The following is an 18,054-nucleotide window of genomic DNA, read 5'->3' as shown; positions in this document are numbered from 1 at the left end:
ACTCGAAAGCTGACATGTAAGGAGGTGTAGATTACTCTACGCCTCTGATTTTTTTCATCTCTTCTTCTCTCTCTTTGAGAAAAACTTCGATATTGTATTTTTTACGGTATTCAGGCGTCATCAGATGAATTAAAAGATCGCCCATATCGATGACCGTCCAATTATCGTCGGCATCAACGTTTAAAAAGTTTTCTCCCGCGCTTTTGAGCTCGGTTTTAAGATGATCGAGCAAAGAGAGTCCGTGTCGTTCTCCCATCGTACTTGCGATAATAACGGTGTTGACGAAATAGTCTTTCCCGCTCATATCAAACACTTGTATATCTTCCGCTTTTTTATCACTTAACGCGGTGATAATTCTTTCGATTCTATTGTCCATTGGATTCCTTGTATAAAACGCTATCACTTCATTTTCGATGGCTTTGGGGATAAATCTCGGGTCCAAAAACGAGCGCAGCTTTGAAGAGCTGATATTAACATTAATCGGTAAAATTTTCAAGTCTTCGGGCGGGATAAAGCTTCCGCGTTGGGCGACAACGATTTCAACGTTTCGTACGATTTCTTCGTATCGATTCCATCGCGGAAGATTCGCATACGAATCGCTTCCGACGATGAGGTAGCAATGTGCATTCGGATAACGGCTTTTGACATGTAAGATCGTTTCGATCGTCGGTACTTGCCTTTGTTGATCTACTTCGTACGAAAGAACCTCGACGTCGGGAAGGTGGCAAAACATACGTTTTAGCCATTCGAGTCGCATCGGTGCCGGTGCGCAAAAGCTCTCCTTAAAAGGGCTTAGGTAGGTTGGAACGATGAAGAGTTTGGAAAGATTGAGACGGCGCAGTGCTTCAAGTACGATTTTTTCGTGAGCCGTGTGCGGCGGATCGAACGAGCCGCCAAAAAGAGCGATATGCAACGGTGTGTCTTCCTTACTTTAAACTTTTTTATACTACATTTTAGATAAAATAGTTCGCTTTTATCAAAGCAAATTGTAGATTAAAACGACTATTATATCAAAAGGAAAACCTATGGCACTCAAAATTGCTATAAACGGATTCGGTCGCATCGGAAGATGTGTCGCCAGAATTATCGATTCTCGCGATGACGTTGAACTTGTCTGCGTGAACGACACCGCAGATCGTGCTACCACAAAACAACTACTCAAATACGATAGCGTGCACGGCGGATTTTTAGGACATGTCGAATTGCTTGAACTTGAAGATGATTATATGCAAATGGGAAAATCCAAAGTCAAAATGTTTTCTACCCGCGATGCGAAAGAGCTGAACTTTGCCGATTACGGCGTAGACGTCGTTCTTGAGTGTACGGGTGCTCTTTTAACACAAAAAGATATGCAGGTTTTTATCGATAACGGCATTAAAAAAGTCGTGCTCTCTGCTCCGGCAAAAGATGACACGCCGACCTTCGTGCTGGGTGTCAACGAAGAAGCATATGCCGGTCAAACGATTATTTCCAATGCCAGTTGTACGACCAATTGTTTGGGCCCCGTCGCTAAAATATTAGACGATGCTTTCGGTATCGACAAAGGGCTTATGACGACCGTTCACTCTTACACCAACGATCAAAATATTTTAGACGTGAAACACCGTAAAAACGATTTACGTCGAGCGCGTGCGGCGGCGGTCAATCTCATTCCGAGCAGTACGGGTGCGGCAAAAGCGATCGGTTTGGTTCTTCCTCACCTTAAAGGTCGCTTACACGGACAAAGCGTGCGTGTACCGACGCCGAACGTTTCGATGGTCGATTTGAACGTTTTATTGAAAAAAGAGACGAGCAAAGAAGAGGTCAATGCGCTTTTTAGCGAACACGCCAAAGGAAAACTCAAAGGCATTTTAGAAGTCGATACGGAGCAACGAGTCTCTCAAGATTTTGTGACCAGTTCATGGAGTTCCGTCGTGGCACTTGATCTAACGCAAGTCATTTGCGGCGATATGGTCAAAGTTATGGCATGGTACGACAACGAGTGGGGTTATTCGACGCGTTTAGTCGATATGGCCGTTTACGTTAGCAAATAAAGTAAGGAAAACATATGATTCGTTCCATTAGAGATCTCGATATTGCAGGTAAAAAAGTTTTTATTCGGTGTGATTTCAATGTGCCTTTAGACGAGTTTGCCAATATTACCGACGATCGCAGGGTTCGTTCGGCAATTCCGACGATTCGTTATTGTTTGGATCACGGATGTTCGATTATTCTCGCGAGTCATTTAGGCAGACCTAAAGGCGCCGTGGACGAAAAATATTCGCTTGCCCCCGTTCAGATGAGGCTTAAACGTCTGTTGTCCAAAGAAGTGGTTTTGAGTTCGGACGTGATCGGAAAAGATGCGACGGAAAAAGCGGCGGCGTTGCAAGCGGGAGAAATCTTACTGTTAGAAAACCTCCGTTTTTGCAAAGGCGAAACGGCAAACGACGAAGAGTTTGCCAAAGCGCTTGCCGATATGGCGGAAGTTTATATTAACGATGCCTTCGGCGTATGCCACCGTGCGCATGCCTCGGTTGAGGCGATTACGCATTATTTCAATGAAAAATCTTCGGCGGCGGGATTTTTGCTTCAAAAAGAGATCGAATTTTCACGCAATTTATTACGCCGTCCGACCCGTCCGTTTGTTGCCGTCGTGGGCGGTAGCAAAGTCAGCGGCAAACTTCAGGCCTTGGTCAACTTATTGCCTCGCGTCGATAAACTCGTTATCGGCGGCGGTATGGCGTTTACGTTCTTAAAAGCGCAAGGGCTTGATATCGGGAATTCGATCGTAGAGGACGAATTGATCGATGAAGCCAATCGCGTCATGGAAGAAGCCAAGCGTTTGGGCGTCAAAATTTACCTTCCGGTCGACGTCGTTGCCGCGCAAACATGCTCACAAGACGCAACGATTAAATTTGTAACGGTTCAAGAAATTCCCAAAGGCTGGATGGGGCTTGACATAGGACCTGCGACGTCGCGCCTTTTTAGAGAAGCACTTGCGGATGCTCAGACGATTTTATGGAACGGTCCGATGGGTGTTTTCGAGCTTGAAAAATTTTCCAAAGGAAGTTTCAAAATGTCGCACGACATTGCTCAAGCACATGCAACGACCGTCGTAGGCGGCGGCGATACGGCCGACGTGGTGGCGCGTGCGGGAGATGCCGACGAAATGACGTTCATCTCCACGGGCGGCGGTGCAAGCTTGGAATTGATCGAGGGAAAAGAGCTTCCCGGCGTTAAAGTTTTAAGCCAAAGCGAAAGCGAATAACGATGATTATCGCGTCCAACTTTAAAACCAATTATACAAGAGCCGGCACTAAGGCATTTGTTCAAGCGATTCAAGCTTATATCGCACAAGCAAAAAGCCGACAGCAAGTACGTATTTTTGCGCCTTTTACGGCATTGGATCGTTTTGGCGAACATGACAATCTTAAAGTAGGAGCGCAAAACTTTTATCCGGTGCAAAGCGGCTCGTATACCGGGGAAATCGGCTTTCAACAGTTAGAAGAGTTCCGGATCGAAAGCGTATTGATCGGACACAGCGAACGTCGGCATCTTTTAAAGGAGTCTCAAGCTTTTATCGCACAAAAATACGATTTTGCCAAAGCAAGAGAAGTCGAAATCGTCTATTGTATCGGTGAGCCCGCCGAAATTCGCGTTCAAGGTATCGATGCGGTAATGAGTTACCTTTGGGAGCAATTTGAAGGTATCGACGTGCATTACGATCGTTTGGTCATCGCTTATGAGCCGGTTTGGGCGATCGGTACGGGTCTAAGTGCTAGCTTAGACGATATCGACGACGTTTTGAGTCGTTTGCGCGCAAAGCTTTCAAAACCTCTTTTATACGGAGGAAGCGTTAAAGTGGACAATATCGAATCTATCTTACATGTCAAAGCATGCGAAGGTGTTTTGGTCGGAACGGCAAGTTGGAATGAAAATGCTTTTTGCGAAATGATTCGCATTGCAGATCACGTGAACAAATAAGAGGAGTCAAGCATATGGTTATGAAGGGTAAAAAAGGTCTTATCGTAGGAATCGCCAATAACAAGTCCATCGCGTACGGGATTGCGAAAGCATGCAAAGAACAAGGTGCGGAATTAGCGTTTACGTACTTAAACGAATCGTTGGAAAAACGCGTACGTCCTATCGCCGAAGAGTTCGGAAGCGATAAAGTGTACGAGCTCGACATTAACAATCCGACACATTTGGAAGCCCTTAGCGTTTCGTTGGAAAAAGATTTCGGAAAGATCGATTTTGTCGTTCACTCCGTTGCGTATGCTCCTAAAGAAGCACTGAGCGGTCATTTTATCGATACGACTAAAGAAGCGTTTGACATTGCACTTGGAACATCCGCATATTCGTTGGTTTCGCTTTCTCGGGCATGTTTACCCGTCTTGAACGACAACGGCTCTATTTTAACGCTCTCGTATTTAGGTGGACCGCGCTACGTACCGCATTACAACGTGATGGGTGTTGCCAAAGCGGCACTCGAAGCAAGCGTACGCTACCTTGCGGTAGATTTGGGAAGTCGTGGTATTCGCGTTAATGCTATTAGTGCCGGACCGATTAAAACGTTGGCGGCAAGCGGAATCGGCGATTTTAGAATGATTCTTCGTTGGAACGAAACCAATGCGCCTCTTCGTAAAAACGTGACGACCGATGAAGTCGGCAACAGCGGTATGTATCTTCTCAGCGATCTTTCCAGCGGCGTTACGGGAGAGATTCATTACGTGGATGCGGGCTACAATATCATGGGTATGGGTCGGGATGAAACCGATGAAGAAGGACATACCGTGCTTGCGTGGGATTTGCAAAAGTAAGGATTGCATCGGATGAAAACGGTACTGCAAAAAATTTCCTACGTGGTACTGATGCTAGGTCTTATTTCTTTAATCTCTTTTGGAGCTATTCATTTAGCTCCCAACTCTTTTTTTGCGAGCGGCGAGCTCAATCCTAATATTACGCAAGAATCTTTAGAACAACTCAAACGGGTTTACGGACTCGATCAATCCCTTTTCATGCAATTTTTTTCGTGGCTAAGAGCGATCTTGCATTTAGACTTTGGCATCTCGTTTGCAAGCGGAAAGCCGGTACGCGACGAGATTTTAGATCGGCTTGCGATTACGTTAGTTCTCAACGGCGTCAGTTTAGTTTTGGTATTGGTTATTTCGCTTTATTTGGGTATCAAAGCGGCGATGAAACAAGGCTTTTACGACAAAAGCGTGAAACAGTTTGCCTTGATCAGTTATGCCATGCCTTCGTTTTATTTAGCACTTTTAACGATCATCGTGTTTGCGGTACGTTATAAACTTTTTCCGATTTCGGGACTGCATTCGCAAGGTCTTCCTCAAGAAGGCTGGATCGCGTATGCCGATGTTGCTTGGCATGTCAGTTTGCCCATTTTCGTGATGGTTTTCGGAGGCGTGGGAAGTTTGATTTTGTACGTTCGCAGTTTGAGTTTGGCAGTTTTAAAAAGCGACTACGTCTTTTTTGCCAAAAGCAGGGGTATTGAAGGCAAAGTTCTTTTAAGGCATTTTATCCTTCCCAATCTTGCTCCTCCGATCGTTACGATTTTAGGCTTGTCGCTACCGGGACTGATCGGAGGGAGCGTGATCTTAGAATCGATTTTTGCCATCAACGGCATGGGCTTACTTTTTTACCAAAGTGCTTTAAGCCGTGATTATCCCGTGATTATGGGTATACTCATTATCGCTTCGTTCTTGACGCTTTTAGGCAATATGATTGCCGATTTGATCTTAGTAAAACTCAATCCACATTTTAAAAGGAGAAACATATGAAATATTTATTCCCCCTTTTTTGTATTGCGCTTTTGAGCGGTTGCGCTACTTGGGGCGGCATTAAAAAAGATGCGAAAGACGGCTATGAATGGACGAAAGAGAAGGTAAACGACGGAGCGACCTACGTCAAAGAGAAAACGGAATAAAGTCTTACATGTAAAGCGAAAAAGCTTTACATGTAACGAAAATTAAAGTCCGCCGAAGAGTTTTTTCAAGGCGTCTGGATTGCGCTCGGCTTGTTCAGGTGCACTTTCACCTGATGGAAGCGCAGATGCTGCCGTGCTTGAAGATTCGTGCAGTTCGACTTCGACGCCGCACAGCATAGACGTTAAGCGGATGTTGATGCCGTTTTTACCGATTGCTTTTGATTTTTGATCGCTCGGAAGCGTGACGATCGCTTTACCGTTTTGCAGTTTAACGTTGGAAATAATCGCCGGTGCCAACGTACGGGCGATGAAAATTTCCGGAACGTTTGAAAATTCGATACAGTCGATATTTTCATTATGCAATTCTTTACTTACCGCATTGATACGCACCCCTTTTGTTCCGACCGTCGCACCGACGGCATCGATGTTCGGATGCAACGACATTAAAGCAATTTTTGCACGCTCTCCGGGGATTCTCGCGCTACCCACGATTTTGATCATACCGTCTTTAATTTCGGGGACTTCAAGCTCTAAAAGCGATTCTAAAAATTTTGGACTGGTACGGGAGAGTTCGACGTACATACCTTGCGATTTGTCGATAAGTACTTTGCGAATAACGCTTTTGACGACGTTGCCGACTTTAAATTTTTCGCCCTTGATACGATTTTTTCGAGGAAGTACCGCGCGAATTTCGTCGATTTCGATATAGGTGTTCTCATCGTTATCGACGCGTACGACGGTTCCGAAAACGGTTTTACCGACCAGTTTTTGATATTTTTCGAAAATATTGTTTTCCAAAAGGCGTTGAATATGGTATTCGAGCTCTTTTTGAAGGGTGGCAGCAGCGGTTCGTCCTAAATTGTCTAAAGGTAATTCATAGGTCAGCTCATCACCGATTTCAATTTCGGGATCGACCTCTTTAGCGTCTTTAATTGCGATAAAATTTTCATTGCCTTCTTGTAAACGTTCATCTTCGGGCGTGACGACGAGCACTTTTTGATACAATTTAAGGGCTTTGGTCGCAGGATCGATTTCGGCATCGTACTCGTATTGCGAGCCGTAAATTTTCTTGGCGGTTTTAACGAGTGCCACCGTAACGGTGTTCTTCACTTCATTAATATCTAACCCTTTTTCGTGAGCAATGGATTCTATAATATCAACAATTCTTTCCATAGGTATCCTTAAAAAATTAACGTATTTTACGCTTTCGATAGGTATCGCAATGATGAAAACTCAAAATTAAATCATGGAAATTTAAACGATAGCGAGCTGAGGAAAAATGATTATAGCCAAACTCTTCTTTTATTTTTCTTTATAAGAGTAAAGTAGTATGCTTTTAATGAGGAATTTATCGTAAATAAAGTATACTTCGCGATATATCTTTGTGCATAGTGAACACATACGATAATTTTTGCGATAGAAAAGAGGTTGGCAAATGGAAATTAAATTGGCAAGAAACGAAATCAACGGAAAACCCAAAACGATTACCTTAGAAAAAGTAGCCGAAATTATTGAAAAAGAGGGACAAAAAATTTTTTATTTCGACAAGGAAAACTCTCATAAAGATCTTGTCGCGCTCGTCGAGCATTTTGAGGCAAAAGGGTTGAGCGTTTATTTACGCGATATTCGTTACGGTTTAGGCGAAGGCGATTACATGTACGAAGTTCATATTTTATAAGGTCGTGTTTTGGGTATAAAAGAAGAGAAAAAGCTTTTTATTGAGACTCTAGGGTGTGCGATGAACGTTCGGGATTCCGAACATATCATCGCAGAACTCGGAAGTCTTGAAAATTATGTTCTAACGCAAAATATACAAGAAGCGGATTTAATCGTGATTAACACCTGTAGCGTGCGCGAAAAACCCGTCAGTAAACTTTTTTCAGAAATCGGAAAATACAACCTTCAAAAAAAAGCGGGTGCTAAAATCGGCGTATGCGGATGCACCGCAAGCCACTTAGGCAAAGAAATCTTTAAACGTGCCCCTTACGTCAGTTTTGTGATCGGTGCGCGTAACGTCTCCAAAATTTCAACCGCGGTTAATAACGAAAAATTTTTAAGCGTCGATACCGATTACGATGAAAGTGCTTACGCGTTTGGAGAGTATCGTAACAGTCTTTATAAGGCGTACGTCAATATCTCTATCGGCTGCGATAAAAAATGCACCTACTGCATCGTCCCGCATACCAGAGGCGAAGAGATATCTATTCCCGCCGATCTCATTTTAAATGAAGCCCGTAAAGCGGCTAAAAACGGGGCAAAAGAGATTTTCTTATTGGGTCAAAACGTCAACAATTACGGAAAGCGTTTTAGCGGCAACGTACATTTAGATATGGACTTTTCGGATCTTTTAAATCGCATTGCCGAAATTCCCGAAGTTGAGCGCATTCGATTTACGTCTCCGCATCCTTTGCATATGGACGATAAATTTTTAGAGACGTTTGCTTCAAATTCCAAAGTGTGTAAGTCGATGCATATGCCCCTACAAAGCGGTTCAACACGCATTTTGGAGCGGATGAAACGCGGTTATAGTAAAGAGTGGTTTTTAAATCGGGCGTTGAAATTGCGCGAAATGATTCCCGATGTTTCGATTAGCACTGATATTATCGTGGCATTTCCGGGTGAGAGCGACGAAGATTTCGAAGAGACGCTCGACGTGATGCGACAGGTCAAATTTGAGCAGGTATTTGCGTTTAAGTATTCCGCACGTCCTTTAACCAAAGCGGCAGAGTTTACCGATCAAATCGATTCGGAAATTGGCTCGGCGCGGTTGGAGCGACTGCAACTTTTACAAGACGACATTTTAGACGAGATCGCTTTATCGCACCTTGATAAGATCTATCCCGTGTATATCGACGAACTTCGCAATAGCGGTTACCTTGCCGGAAGAAGCGACAATAATGCACTGGTTCAGATTAAGGGCGACGAGAGCCTGCTCGGTCGTACCGTCAATATTAAAATTACCAACCCTAAACGGCTTTCGCTCTATGGCGAATTGGTTCTCTAAAAAAAGTCGGCGCGCATTGCTTGTGCGGGTTGCGCCGCCCGTCGTTTATCTTTTAACGAAAATTCTTTTTGCGACATGTAAAAAAGTGCTACACGAAGAGATCAACGGTGCCGATACGCCGAGTATTTATGCGGCATGGCACGGCGATATTTTAGCGCTAATTTTCGGTTACATGTATTATGCAAAACAGATCAAAGTGGATGCGATTATTAGTCGTCATAGTGACGGTGAAATGATTGCGAGGGTGGTGGAACTTGCCGGTGCGCAGACGATTCGCGGTAGTTCGTCCAAAGGCGGTAGCACCGTTTTACGAGCGGCTTTGCGGAGCTTGAAAAACGGACGCGACGTGGCTATCACGCCCGATGGACCAAGAGGGCCTCGTTATTCCGTCGCTGACGGCGTCGTCATTTTAGCGCAGATGCGCCGTGCTCCGATTATCGCGGTTAACTGCCGTCCAAGCTCTTTTTGGACGATGAACAGTTGGGATGCGTTTTGTATCCCCAAACCTTTTAGTACGCTTCATTTTTATTACAGCAATCCTTTTTACGTGGACGGACTTTCGCTTGAAGAGGCAAAAGCTTTGATTCAACGCGAACTCCTTGTGCATGCGGCAAATGTTTAACGGTATTCAATCGGTACGTCTTTTGCTTGCACTTTTAGAAAGCTTAAGCAAGATTAGTCTAATATATAAGCTAAAATTAACCTCCGTGAGCAAGCAAGTGAATAAAAGAGACGACGTATGAGCATTAAAACGGTTCTGCAAAAAAAATTTGAAAATCTTTTTGTCTCTATCGTGGTAAACGATGCCGAATGCGTTTTGCGCTGCAAGGTTCTCAAAAAAGGAGCGGTTCTCAAAACGTTTACGAAAACGTTTGCCCTCACACTTCCGCTCGAGGCGTTGGATCAAGCACTCGAAAATTATTTAATGCATTTACAAGACGAATACCGCTTCGTTTATATCGCTTATTTATTAGATGCTTTGGGACAAGGCGCAGTCGAAGGCGTCGATAAAAAAAGCCTGCAAAGACACAATATCGATACGGAGACTACTTATTGTCTACCGGTTCGTAATCAATGGACGGCATATGCCGCTTCGATGGAAATCAAGAGCGTCAAAAATCTTTTTTCGGAAGTAGGCGTTGACTTTGTCGTCTCTCCTTTTATCGTTTTAAGCGATTTTGTCAGCAGTCAAAAACCGAAAAACAAACCTACATGTTATCTTTTAAACGGTCATAATTTTTTTATTATGGCGGTGTTTAACGAAATGCGCCTTCATTTCGGTGCTTTTTTTAAAACGCAAAACGAATCCTCTTTTACGCGTAGCAACGATCTCAACGATTGGGAAAACGAGCAAAAAGAAGAAGAAATCGTCGGTGCGGGGGAGCTTCCGGAGTTGGCGCATGACGAGCCTGAACCAGAAGAGTTGGACGAACTAGGGGAGCTTAGCGATTTAGACACGATCGACGAATTACGTTCAGCGGATACGTTCTCCGACGTAGACGATAAAACGCTCGGGTTTTTTAAAGGGCTCAACGAAATTAAAGAAGAAGACGTGAGCTTAGAGCTTTACGGTCGGGATTTAACGGTTTACAAATACTTAAAATCGTCGCTGGAAGAGTACTACCACAATCCCCTCTATCCGAGCGAATTTATCGAAGAGATCATTATTTTCGACGGTTATGAAGTCAGCTCGGACTTGATCCATCAAATCGAAGACGAACTTATGATGGACGTCGAACTTCACAAAGTCGATATCGGCGAAAAAGTCTGCGATTTGGCGGTTCGCGAGGTGTTTCAATGAAATACAGCTTTATAACGCCAAGACCAAAGCCCTTTTTATCGCTTTTTAGCAAAATGTGGGTCATTTTTATTCTGTCGATGTCGGGTTTTATGCTGCTTTTCGACGGCTATCTTGCGTATGAAATTCGCTCGTTTAAAACCGGTATGGTCGATTTAACGAACGAGCGTGAAACACTTGAAAAACGCATTGACGAAGACGATGAGATTATCGGGTTGATCTTGCGTCAAAAAGCACTTGCGGAAGAGATTTTTTCCAACAACACGCTTTTAAAAGAGAGTATGAAAAACTTGTTTGATTTGGTTCCGGATCAAATTACGCTGAAAAAAGTCGAAATGGAGCGCAACTCGTTGATTTTATACGGGGTAACGCCGACGCAAGATACGTTCAATTTTCTCTTGGCGGCGCCTTTAAAATCAATTTTTCATACTAGCAATACGAATTTTTATTTAACGAAAGAGGGCTGGTATAACTTCGTCAGTGTTAATAAAATCATCGCAGAGGAGAGCATCGGTGACTAGTTTTGATCGTAGTCTTGAGAAAATAGATTTGATGAAACTCTTGCTTTTCTTGATGGTGTTTCTCGTGATTACGTTTGGGTTTATTTTTATTTTGATTATTCCCAACGTCAAAGAGTACCGCGTATTGCAAGCCGAATACAAGAGGGTTTTAGTGCATAAAACGCGCGTCGAAAATCTTTTTTTGGAGCGCGAAGCCGAACTTTCGAAGCTTAAAGCGGAGAACGTTCATGCGATTCAGGCGTTTAAACATACTTTTGCACCCGCCGAATTTATACGTTATGCCGGAAAGTTTTTTACCAACGTCTCCTTGGTCGAAGTTTCAAAATCCGATTATAAAAAAGAGTTTGTCGAGTATGAGCTCAACGTGACTTCGACACTCAAAACCCCAACGAATTTTTACAATTTCCTCGAAGGGCTTAACCGCTACAACAATATCGTGCAAGCCGATTTTCCGATTCATTTAGAATCTAACGCGCAAACGATCTCTTCAACGTTTAAAATTAAAGTTTACGACCTCAATGCAACGACGAAGGATTCAGCTCGGAAGTAAAGAGGTATGCACGAATCTTGAGGGGAATGCGTGCCTTGCGGCAGATTTCTTTAAAGGATTTGGGCATGACGGTTTTAAGAAAAGGCGCGACGTAAATTGTAGACTCGTCAAACACCACCGCAAATCTTCCGCCGACAACGCAGTCTTTGGTACGTAACACTTCATCGCGCTCGGCTTTAGAGAGGACTTTCCCTAAACATTTTAACGCTTTGTCGACACGGCGAATATTGATCAAATCATCGGCGTTTCTAGCACAGATAAAAAGATCGCCGAGCCGCTTGGAACCTTCGGGTAAAAGGCGTTTAGCATCTGCTTCGAGGTAAGCAAAGCTTTGAGTGATCCCTGCTTCGTTTAAGCCAAGAAAAGGCGTTGCAAACGTATGGCGGATACGGTTGCGTAACACGGAGGTATCGTCGTTACTTGCGTCGTGAAAATACTCCACGCCTCGTTCGTCTAAAAAGTGTTCCAATGCCGCTTTAGTAAGATGCAGAAGCGGACGAACCAACATGTAAGTCTTTCGCTTCTCGTAGGTATGCATACCGAGCATCTCGACCAAACCCGCACCTTTGGAGAGTTGCATCAAAAACCACTCCAAACGATCGCCCAAATGGTGTGCCGTCACCAACGTGTCGTACCCGTAGTAGTGTATCAAGGTTTCACAACAGCCGTAACGCTCATAACGAGCCCGATGCTCAAAATTAGACGAAGAAAGCTTACATGTAAAGACAAAATAGCGTTTACGGTAACGTGTCGCAAGCGTTTTGGCATAGCACTCTTCGGCGTCGCTTTGCGCTCGGGTTTGATAATTGACGAAGACAATATCGAAAGGAATGTTCGCTTGTTCGAGTAAAAAGAAGAGGGCGGTCGAATCGCCGCCTCCCGAAAAGGCTAAAAGATTTTTGCGGTTACGAAGAAAAGCAAGGGTTTCTTCATGCAAGAGCGGTGATGGCGGCAATGAGCTTATCTCCGGCAAGTTCGTTGATGCGCGCTTGGTAGCACGCTCCGATGCGAACGTTTTCAACGTCCGAGTCGTTGACGAGAATTTCGCCGTCGATGCTCGGTGCCCAAAGCAGTTCGCGCGCTCCCATAAAAAGCGCGTGTTCGCTGCTCTCTCCTTCGATTAGGATCGTTACGCTTTTACCGATTTCGTTTTTGAGGCTTTGCATGGTTTGCGCGGCAACGAGTTTATCGAGCTTTTTAATGCGTGCGTTGATCGTTTTGGTATCGATTTTGCCTTCCATCGCATGCGCAGAAGTATCTTCTTCGTCCGAATATGCAAAGATATTGACGCGATCGAAGCGAAACGTTTTCATAAAGGAAAGGAGTTCTTCAAATTCCGCATCGCTCTCTTGCGGATGTCCGACGATAAAGCTGGTACGAATAAAACTGTTCGGTGCTTGGCGCATCAGGGTTAATTGTTCGATAATGCGCTCTTTTCCGGCACCTCGTTTCATACGTTTCAGCATTGCATCGCTGATGTGTTGAATCGGCATATCAAAATAGTTGTGAAACAAAGGCGAAGCGATAATGCGTTCAATTAGCGCGTTGGACGTCGTTGTCGGATAGAGGTATAAAATACGCGCACTCTTGACGCCTTCGATAGATTCAATCGTTTCAATGAGACGAATTAGCCCCTCTTTTTCGCCGCGGTCTCTTAAAAAGGAGCTACTGTCTTGGGAGATAAAACTAAAATCGAAAAAGCCTTTGGCAACAAGGAAGCGTACCTCTTTTTCGATCGATTCGAGCGTGCGCGAAAAGAGCTTTCCTTTAAAATTTGGAATCGCGCAAAAACTACAGGCTTGATTGCAGCCCTCGGAAAGTTTGACGTAAGCATGGGCATTGGAACCCGTAATGACGCGTTCTTCTTCGTTTAAAAGATACGTTGAGGGAGAAAAGCGATTTTGACGAAGCGCGATAATCTCGTCGATTTTGTCGTAATCGCCGACACCCGTAAAGAGATCGACCTCTTTGAGCTCATGGGTCAGCTCTTCTTTGTAACGCTCGCTCAAACACCCTGCCATTACGAGTAAAGAATTTTTTTTACGCGCTTCGTGAAGTGAAAAAATCGTATTGAGACTCTCTTGTTTCGCAGGACCGATAAATCCGCACGTGTTGACGATGAGCACGTCGGCTTTCGCGGGATCGTCGCAAAGCTCGTACTGTTTGAGTTTACCGAGCATGACTTCGCTGTCGACGAGGTTTTTGTTGCATCCGAGTGAGACGAGATGGAGTTTTTTCACGGGTGTCCTTAAATCCATAAATTATCGATCAAACGCGTCGTACCGACTTTGGCGCAGACTAAAATAATCGAATGACCGACATGTAATGTAGGTATTGTATCAAAATCGCGGTTTAAAATAACCGCATATTCGACATGTAAAGGCTTTAAGGCTTGAAGCATCGCCGCTTGAATCACGGAAATATCGCGTTCTCCCTTCATAACCAAATAGGTTGCGCATTTGAGCGACTCGCACAGTTTTAAAGCTTCACGGCGTTCTTCGGGATTTAAATAAGTGTTACGGCTCGAAAGTGCCAATCCGTCGTCTTCGCGGATAATTTCGCACGGAACGATCGTGATGTCCAAAAAGAGGCATGTGATCATATTTTGAATGAGATAGAGTTGTTGAGCATCTTTTTTCCCGAAATACGCCCGCGTCGGCTTGGTCAGATTGAACAATTTTAAAACGACGCGCAAAACGCCGTCAAAGTGTCCCGGACGCGCCAATCCTTCCAAAATGTAAGCTTTAGAGCTAGGGGCGTGAATCGTCGGTTCGATCGTCGCGTACATCTCCTCGGGTCGGGGCATAAAAAGCACGTCGACACCCGCCAATTCGCAAATTTTAATATCGGCTTCGGGTTTTCTAGGGTATTTGTCGAGGTCTTCTCCGGGTAAAAATTGCGTCGGATTGACAAAAATCGAAACGATCGTACGGTCGTTTTGCGCCGTGGATTGTTGAAGGAGAGAGAGATGTCCGTTGTGCAGCGCTCCCATCGTCGGAACCAGTCCAACCGAACCTTGAAGTTCGGCACGCGCGGCAATGAGCTCGCTTAAGGTATGTACTATTTTCATTTTAGGCACTTTTGAGTAAAATAATAGACTTCTTTAACGATCCAAGACGTTGATGGGACGTTAGAGGTTTGAGAAGTCTCTTTGAAAGAGCGTATTATAGCAAAAGGAAGGTATTTGGATAATTACGAGTATACGGAACTGCTCAAAAAATTGACCACGAAAGTCGATAATATCGCGCAGATCATTAAACCAAACGAAATTCAAACACGCCTCGACGAAATAGATGCAATTGAACACGATCCCGAATTTTGGAACGACGCCAAAAAAGCGGGTGAAATTCAAAAAGAAAAACGCGCGTTAAACTCCTTGTTGGAGCGTTATACGAAAGCCAAAACCGTCGTAGACGACGCGGGCGATTTGTACGAAATGGCGAACGCGGAAAACGATGAGGCGACGATCGAGGAGCTTTTTAAAGATGCGGAGCATTTGGAAACGCACATTACCGATCTTGAAATCGCCATGATGTTAAGCGGCGAGAACGACGGTAACGACGCCATTATTTCGATTCACCCGGGTGCGGGCGGAACGGAAAGCCAAGACTGGGCGAGTATTTTGTACCGCATGTACTTGCGCTGGGCGGAGCGATGCGGCTTTAAAGTTGAAGTCTTAGACTACCAAGAGGGCGAAGAAGCGGGTATTAAGGACGTGAGTTTTATTATCCGCGGGGAAAACGCTTACGGCTATCTCAAAGTCGAAAACGGCATTCATCGTTTGGTGCGTATTAGCCCTTTTGACGCGAACGCCAAACGTCACACGTCGTTTAGTTCGGTGATGGTTTCCCCCGAAGTAGACGACGATATCGACATTGTCATCGACGAAAAAGATTTGAAAGTCGATACCTATCGCTCCGGCGGTGCGGGAGGTCAACATGTCAACAAAACCGACAGTGCGATTCGTATTACCCACCTTCCCACTGGTATCGTCGTACAGTGTCAAAACGATCGTTCACAGCATAAAAACCGCGCATCGGCGATGAAGATGCTCAAATCGCGTTTATACGAATTGGAACTTGAAAAGCAACAAGCCGAAAAAGACGGTATCGAAAAGAGCGAAATCGGTTGGGGACATCAGATTCGCAGTTACGTTTTAGCACCTTACCAGCAAGTTAAAGACAATCGAAGCAATATCGCTTATTCGCAAGTCAACAACATTCTCGACGGCGATATTTCCAAAGTAATCGAAGACGTGCTAATCGCACAAAAACGCCAATGACGTGTTGCGCAATCAATTTTGCAAGAAGTAAAAGCACCGAAGGTGCGCTGGGCATTGCGTCTGGCAAAACTCAGTGTTAACGTAGCGTTTAGAGCTTAGCTCTAAAGGCGTGTTAAAGATAAAAAAGCACCAAAAGTGCGCTGGGCACTCTGCCGAAGAGAACTCAGCGTTAGCGTAGCTTTTAGAGCTTAGCTCTAAAAGCGTGTCAAAGATAAAAAACAACCCAATTTATAAGGAGAAACGATGCATAAACAGGCTATTTTAACGCAACTTGGATACGGGTTAACCCCAAGTACCGAAGCGCAATTGGATCGCGTCATTGCTCATACCGTAGGATTTGAAAACGTCGAAAAACACCTCATTGCTCTGCACGACGCACTCAAAGCATACCACGGTTTTGTAGCACTTTCCAGCAACAAAGATTATTTTAAAATTAAAAACGAAGCACCCAGCAGCGAAATGATCGAAGAAGTCAACGATATGATCTTGAAATGGTCGGCCAAGTACAAAATTACGGTGGAAAAAGTTCCTAACAAAAATACCTATTACGTGATAGGTTATAAATCTTAAACAAAGGCACTCTATGTCGAGTACAAAATACCTTATCGGCGGAGGTGTCGTCATTGCGGCACTCGCGCTGACGCCTCTTTACATCTCTTCGCGCGTGGACGCAAAGCTCGATGAGACAAAACGCTTTCTCGAAGGACACGGTTTTAAACAGGAGATGCTCTCAAAAAGCGGTTACGTAAACGGTACGCGTACATTCACTCTTGAAATCGACGATGCCGCTAAAGTGCGTGATTTTATACTCGATACGTTGGTTGCAAAAAATCCGCAATACGCTATTTTGGCGCAAGGTTTGACGCAAGAAGACGATGCGGATATTCGCGAGGTGCTAGGCGGTTTGAGTTTTAAAGGCGAAGTCGTTTGTTCGCATCTTTTGCCAAGCGACGTAACCGTCTCTTTGGCTTTAGCCAAATTGCCTCGTTCGGTTCAAGAGGCTTTGTCTCAAAATCCGGACGTTGCTAAAGTGCTCAATCCGATCGTCGATAAAGGTGTGTTGGCGTTTACGATGATTTTTGGAAGCGACGAACGTCTCAAATCGTTTGCGATGAAAGACATCAAAGAAGAGTTGGCGATGAAAGAGGGAACGGTACAAATCGAAACCTCCGGCAATGCGCTGACGCTTCATGAGCGTGCCGGCGTCATGCAAGGCGTTTTGGGTATTCAAAAGCAACTATTCGGCGTGAATGCATCCGATTTGACCCTGCAAAGCCGTTTAGAAAACCTTCGCTATACGTTTGATTATAAAGACGATCTTAACAACAAAGGCGACTTCTCGTTGGGCAGTTACCTTCTATCGGTCAAAGAACCTTACAGCACGTTTAACATGTCGCTTGGCGGGATGAAAATTATGAGCAGTGCGGAAGAAAACAACAAGCAATGGAACGCCAAAGCCGAATACGCCTTAAACGGGCTGAACGCTGCTTCCAACGCAGAGTCGGTTTCACTGGAAACGCTCAATGCGACGCTTGCCTTAAAAGGCGTCGATGCCGCGACGATTAAAAAGCTTCAAGGCGATTACAATCGGCTGATGCTAGCACCTCAAGGCGGCGGTGAGCAGGCTTTAGTCGGCGACGTGAGCGAATTGATCCGTCACGGACTCAAATTGGACTTTAACGTCGGACTTAAAAATATGCGCGGCGTTCTTGCCCTTAAAGACGTGACGCTCACTTCGACGTTGCAAATTCCTCAAAACGACTTTGACGCCAATAACAACCCTCTCTCCGCCATGACGCTTTTGGACGTGAGTGCTAAGTTTAAGTTGCATAAAGACGATCGCACGACGTTGGAAGCTCTGAACCTAACCGCGCCTTCGGATTTTGCGCTAGGTAAAGCCGAGGGTGATTTTTTCGTGTACGACATTGCCTTTAAAAAAGGCGTTTTAAGCGTTAACGATCAGGCGATCCAATAAA

20 protein-coding genes are annotated in these 18,054 nt (G+C 44.7%); 15 read left to right on the top strand and 5 right to left on the bottom strand.

Translation table 11 applies throughout. From position 1 onward, the window contains the following. Window positions 1–31: 31 nt before the first annotated feature. Window positions 32–913: a nicotinate (nicotinamide) nucleotide adenylyltransferase gene (gene nadD / locus UCH003_RS11250; protein WP_039672206.1), complete on the bottom strand. Its 882-nt coding sequence runs from the start codon at window positions 911–913 to the stop codon at window positions 32–34. Window positions 914–1,025: 112 nt separating this feature from the next. Between nadD and gap the strand changes: the two genes are divergently transcribed. From gap to UCH003_RS13730, 6 genes are read left to right on the top strand one after another with little or no spacing between them, the layout of a single operon-like run. Further along, window positions 1,026–2,033: a type I glyceraldehyde-3-phosphate dehydrogenase gene (gene gap / locus UCH003_RS11245; RefSeq protein ID WP_060826577.1), complete on the top strand. Its 1,008-nt coding sequence runs from the start codon at window positions 1,026–1,028 to the stop codon at window positions 2,031–2,033. 14 nt (window positions 2,034–2,047) lie between these two features. Beyond that, window positions 2,048–3,247 carry a phosphoglycerate kinase gene (locus UCH003_RS11240; RefSeq protein WP_060826576.1) on the top strand — a complete coding sequence of 400 codons (1,200 nt, stop codon included), beginning with the start codon at window positions 2,048–2,050 and terminating at the stop codon, window positions 3,245–3,247. Window positions 3,248–3,249: 2 nt separating this feature from the next. Further along, the gene (locus UCH003_RS11235) at window positions 3,250–3,963 is read left to right on the top strand and encodes a triose-phosphate isomerase (protein WP_060826575.1); all 714 of its coding nucleotides are present in this window, start codon (window positions 3,250–3,252) and stop codon (window positions 3,961–3,963) included. A 14-nt stretch (window positions 3,964–3,977) separates the two neighbouring features. Then, complete coding sequence (fabI, locus tag UCH003_RS11230) at window positions 3,978–4,799, top strand: enoyl-ACP reductase FabI (protein ID WP_060826574.1); 822 nt, start codon at window positions 3,978–3,980, stop codon at window positions 4,797–4,799. 12 nt (window positions 4,800–4,811) lie between these two features. Beyond that, entirely contained in the window at window positions 4,812–5,777 is a 966-nt protein-coding gene (locus UCH003_RS11225; RefSeq protein ID WP_060826573.1) for an ABC transporter permease, read from the top strand. Continuing rightward, a complete protein-coding gene (locus UCH003_RS13730) occupies window positions 5,774–5,923 on the top strand; it encodes a hypothetical protein (RefSeq protein ID WP_173636964.1) in 150 nt (49 codons plus the stop codon). The genes UCH003_RS11225 and UCH003_RS13730 overlap by 4 nt, the downstream gene beginning before the upstream one ends. 42 nt (window positions 5,924–5,965) lie before the next feature. On the opposite strand, the gene nusA is transcribed toward UCH003_RS13730, so the two are convergent. After that, complete coding sequence (gene nusA, locus UCH003_RS11220) at window positions 5,966–7,096, bottom strand: transcription termination factor NusA (RefSeq protein WP_060826572.1); 1,131 nt, start codon at window positions 7,094–7,096, stop codon at window positions 5,966–5,968. A gap of 262 nt (window positions 7,097–7,358) precedes the next feature. On the opposite strand from nusA, the gene UCH003_RS11215 reads away from it, so the two are divergent. The 6 genes from UCH003_RS11215 (at window position 7,359) to UCH003_RS11190 (ending at window position 11,796) form a co-directional block, all read left to right on the top strand. Beyond that, window positions 7,359–7,601, top strand: coding sequence for an HP0268 family nuclease (locus tag UCH003_RS11215; RefSeq protein WP_039672213.1), 243 nt, complete (start codon window positions 7,359–7,361; stop codon window positions 7,599–7,601). A 9-nt stretch (window positions 7,602–7,610) separates the two neighbouring features. Beyond that, complete coding sequence (miaB, locus tag UCH003_RS11210; RefSeq protein ID WP_082709196.1) at window positions 7,611–8,927, top strand: tRNA (N6-isopentenyl adenosine(37)-C2)-methylthiotransferase MiaB; 1,317 nt, start codon at window positions 7,611–7,613, stop codon at window positions 8,925–8,927. Beyond that, window positions 8,908–9,549, top strand: coding sequence for a lysophospholipid acyltransferase family protein (locus tag UCH003_RS11205; protein ID WP_060826571.1), 642 nt, complete (start codon window positions 8,908–8,910; stop codon window positions 9,547–9,549). The genes miaB and UCH003_RS11205 overlap by 20 nt, the downstream gene beginning before the upstream one ends. 117 nt (window positions 9,550–9,666) lie before the next feature. Then, a complete protein-coding gene (locus tag UCH003_RS11200) occupies window positions 9,667–10,728 on the top strand; it encodes a hypothetical protein (RefSeq protein ID WP_060826570.1) in 1,062 nt (353 codons plus the stop codon). Further along, window positions 10,725–11,246, top strand: a complete 522-nt coding sequence (locus UCH003_RS11195) for a hypothetical protein (protein WP_039672216.1) — start codon at window positions 10,725–10,727, stop codon at window positions 11,244–11,246. The genes UCH003_RS11200 and UCH003_RS11195 overlap by 4 nt, the downstream gene beginning before the upstream one ends. Beyond that, window positions 11,239–11,796: a hypothetical protein gene (locus tag UCH003_RS11190; RefSeq protein WP_039672217.1), complete on the top strand. Its 558-nt coding sequence runs from the start codon at window positions 11,239–11,241 to the stop codon at window positions 11,794–11,796. Before UCH003_RS11195 ends, UCH003_RS11190 begins: the two co-directional genes overlap by 8 nt. Here UCH003_RS11190 and tilS read toward each other — a convergent pair. The 3 genes from tilS to panC are packed head-to-tail and all read right to left on the bottom strand — an operon-like array spanning window position 11,762 to window position 14,866. Further along, on the bottom strand, window positions 11,762–12,751 hold the full coding sequence (gene tilS / locus UCH003_RS11185) for a tRNA lysidine(34) synthetase TilS (RefSeq protein ID WP_060826569.1): 990 nt from the start codon (window positions 12,749–12,751) through the stop codon (window positions 11,762–11,764). The two genes, UCH003_RS11190 and tilS, sit on opposite strands and share 35 nt — an antisense overlap. Next, window positions 12,726–14,036, bottom strand: coding sequence for a 30S ribosomal protein S12 methylthiotransferase RimO (rimO, locus tag UCH003_RS11180; RefSeq protein WP_060826568.1), 1,311 nt, complete (start codon window positions 14,034–14,036; stop codon window positions 12,726–12,728). Before rimO ends, tilS begins: the two co-directional genes overlap by 26 nt. Window positions 14,037–14,044: 8 nt before the next feature. Then, the gene (gene panC / locus UCH003_RS11175) at window positions 14,045–14,866 is read right to left on the bottom strand and encodes a pantoate--beta-alanine ligase (protein ID WP_060826567.1); all 822 of its coding nucleotides are present in this window, start codon (window positions 14,864–14,866) and stop codon (window positions 14,045–14,047) included. A 114-nt stretch (window positions 14,867–14,980) separates the two neighbouring features. Between panC and prfB the strand changes: the two genes are divergently transcribed. From prfB to UCH003_RS11160, 3 genes are all read left to right on the top strand, one after another. Continuing rightward, window positions 14,981–16,078: a peptide chain release factor 2 gene (gene prfB / locus UCH003_RS11170; protein WP_060826566.1), complete on the top strand. Its 1,098-nt coding sequence runs from the start codon at window positions 14,981–14,983 to the stop codon at window positions 16,076–16,078. Window positions 16,079–16,321: 243 nt separating this feature from the next. Next, complete coding sequence (locus UCH003_RS11165) at window positions 16,322–16,648, top strand: hypothetical protein (protein ID WP_039672222.1); 327 nt, start codon at window positions 16,322–16,324, stop codon at window positions 16,646–16,648. Between the two features lie 13 nt (window positions 16,649–16,661). After that, window positions 16,662–18,053: a DUF945 family protein gene (locus UCH003_RS11160; protein WP_060826565.1), complete on the top strand. Its 1,392-nt coding sequence runs from the start codon at window positions 16,662–16,664 to the stop codon at window positions 18,051–18,053. Window position 18,054: the final 1 nt, after the last annotated feature.

The organism is Sulfurospirillum cavolei (assembly GCF_001548055.1).
In the GTDB taxonomy this organism is placed as follows: Bacteria; Campylobacterota; Campylobacteria; order Campylobacterales; family Sulfurospirillaceae; genus Sulfurospirillum.
This window is presented reverse-complemented; position numbering and strand designations above follow the sequence as displayed.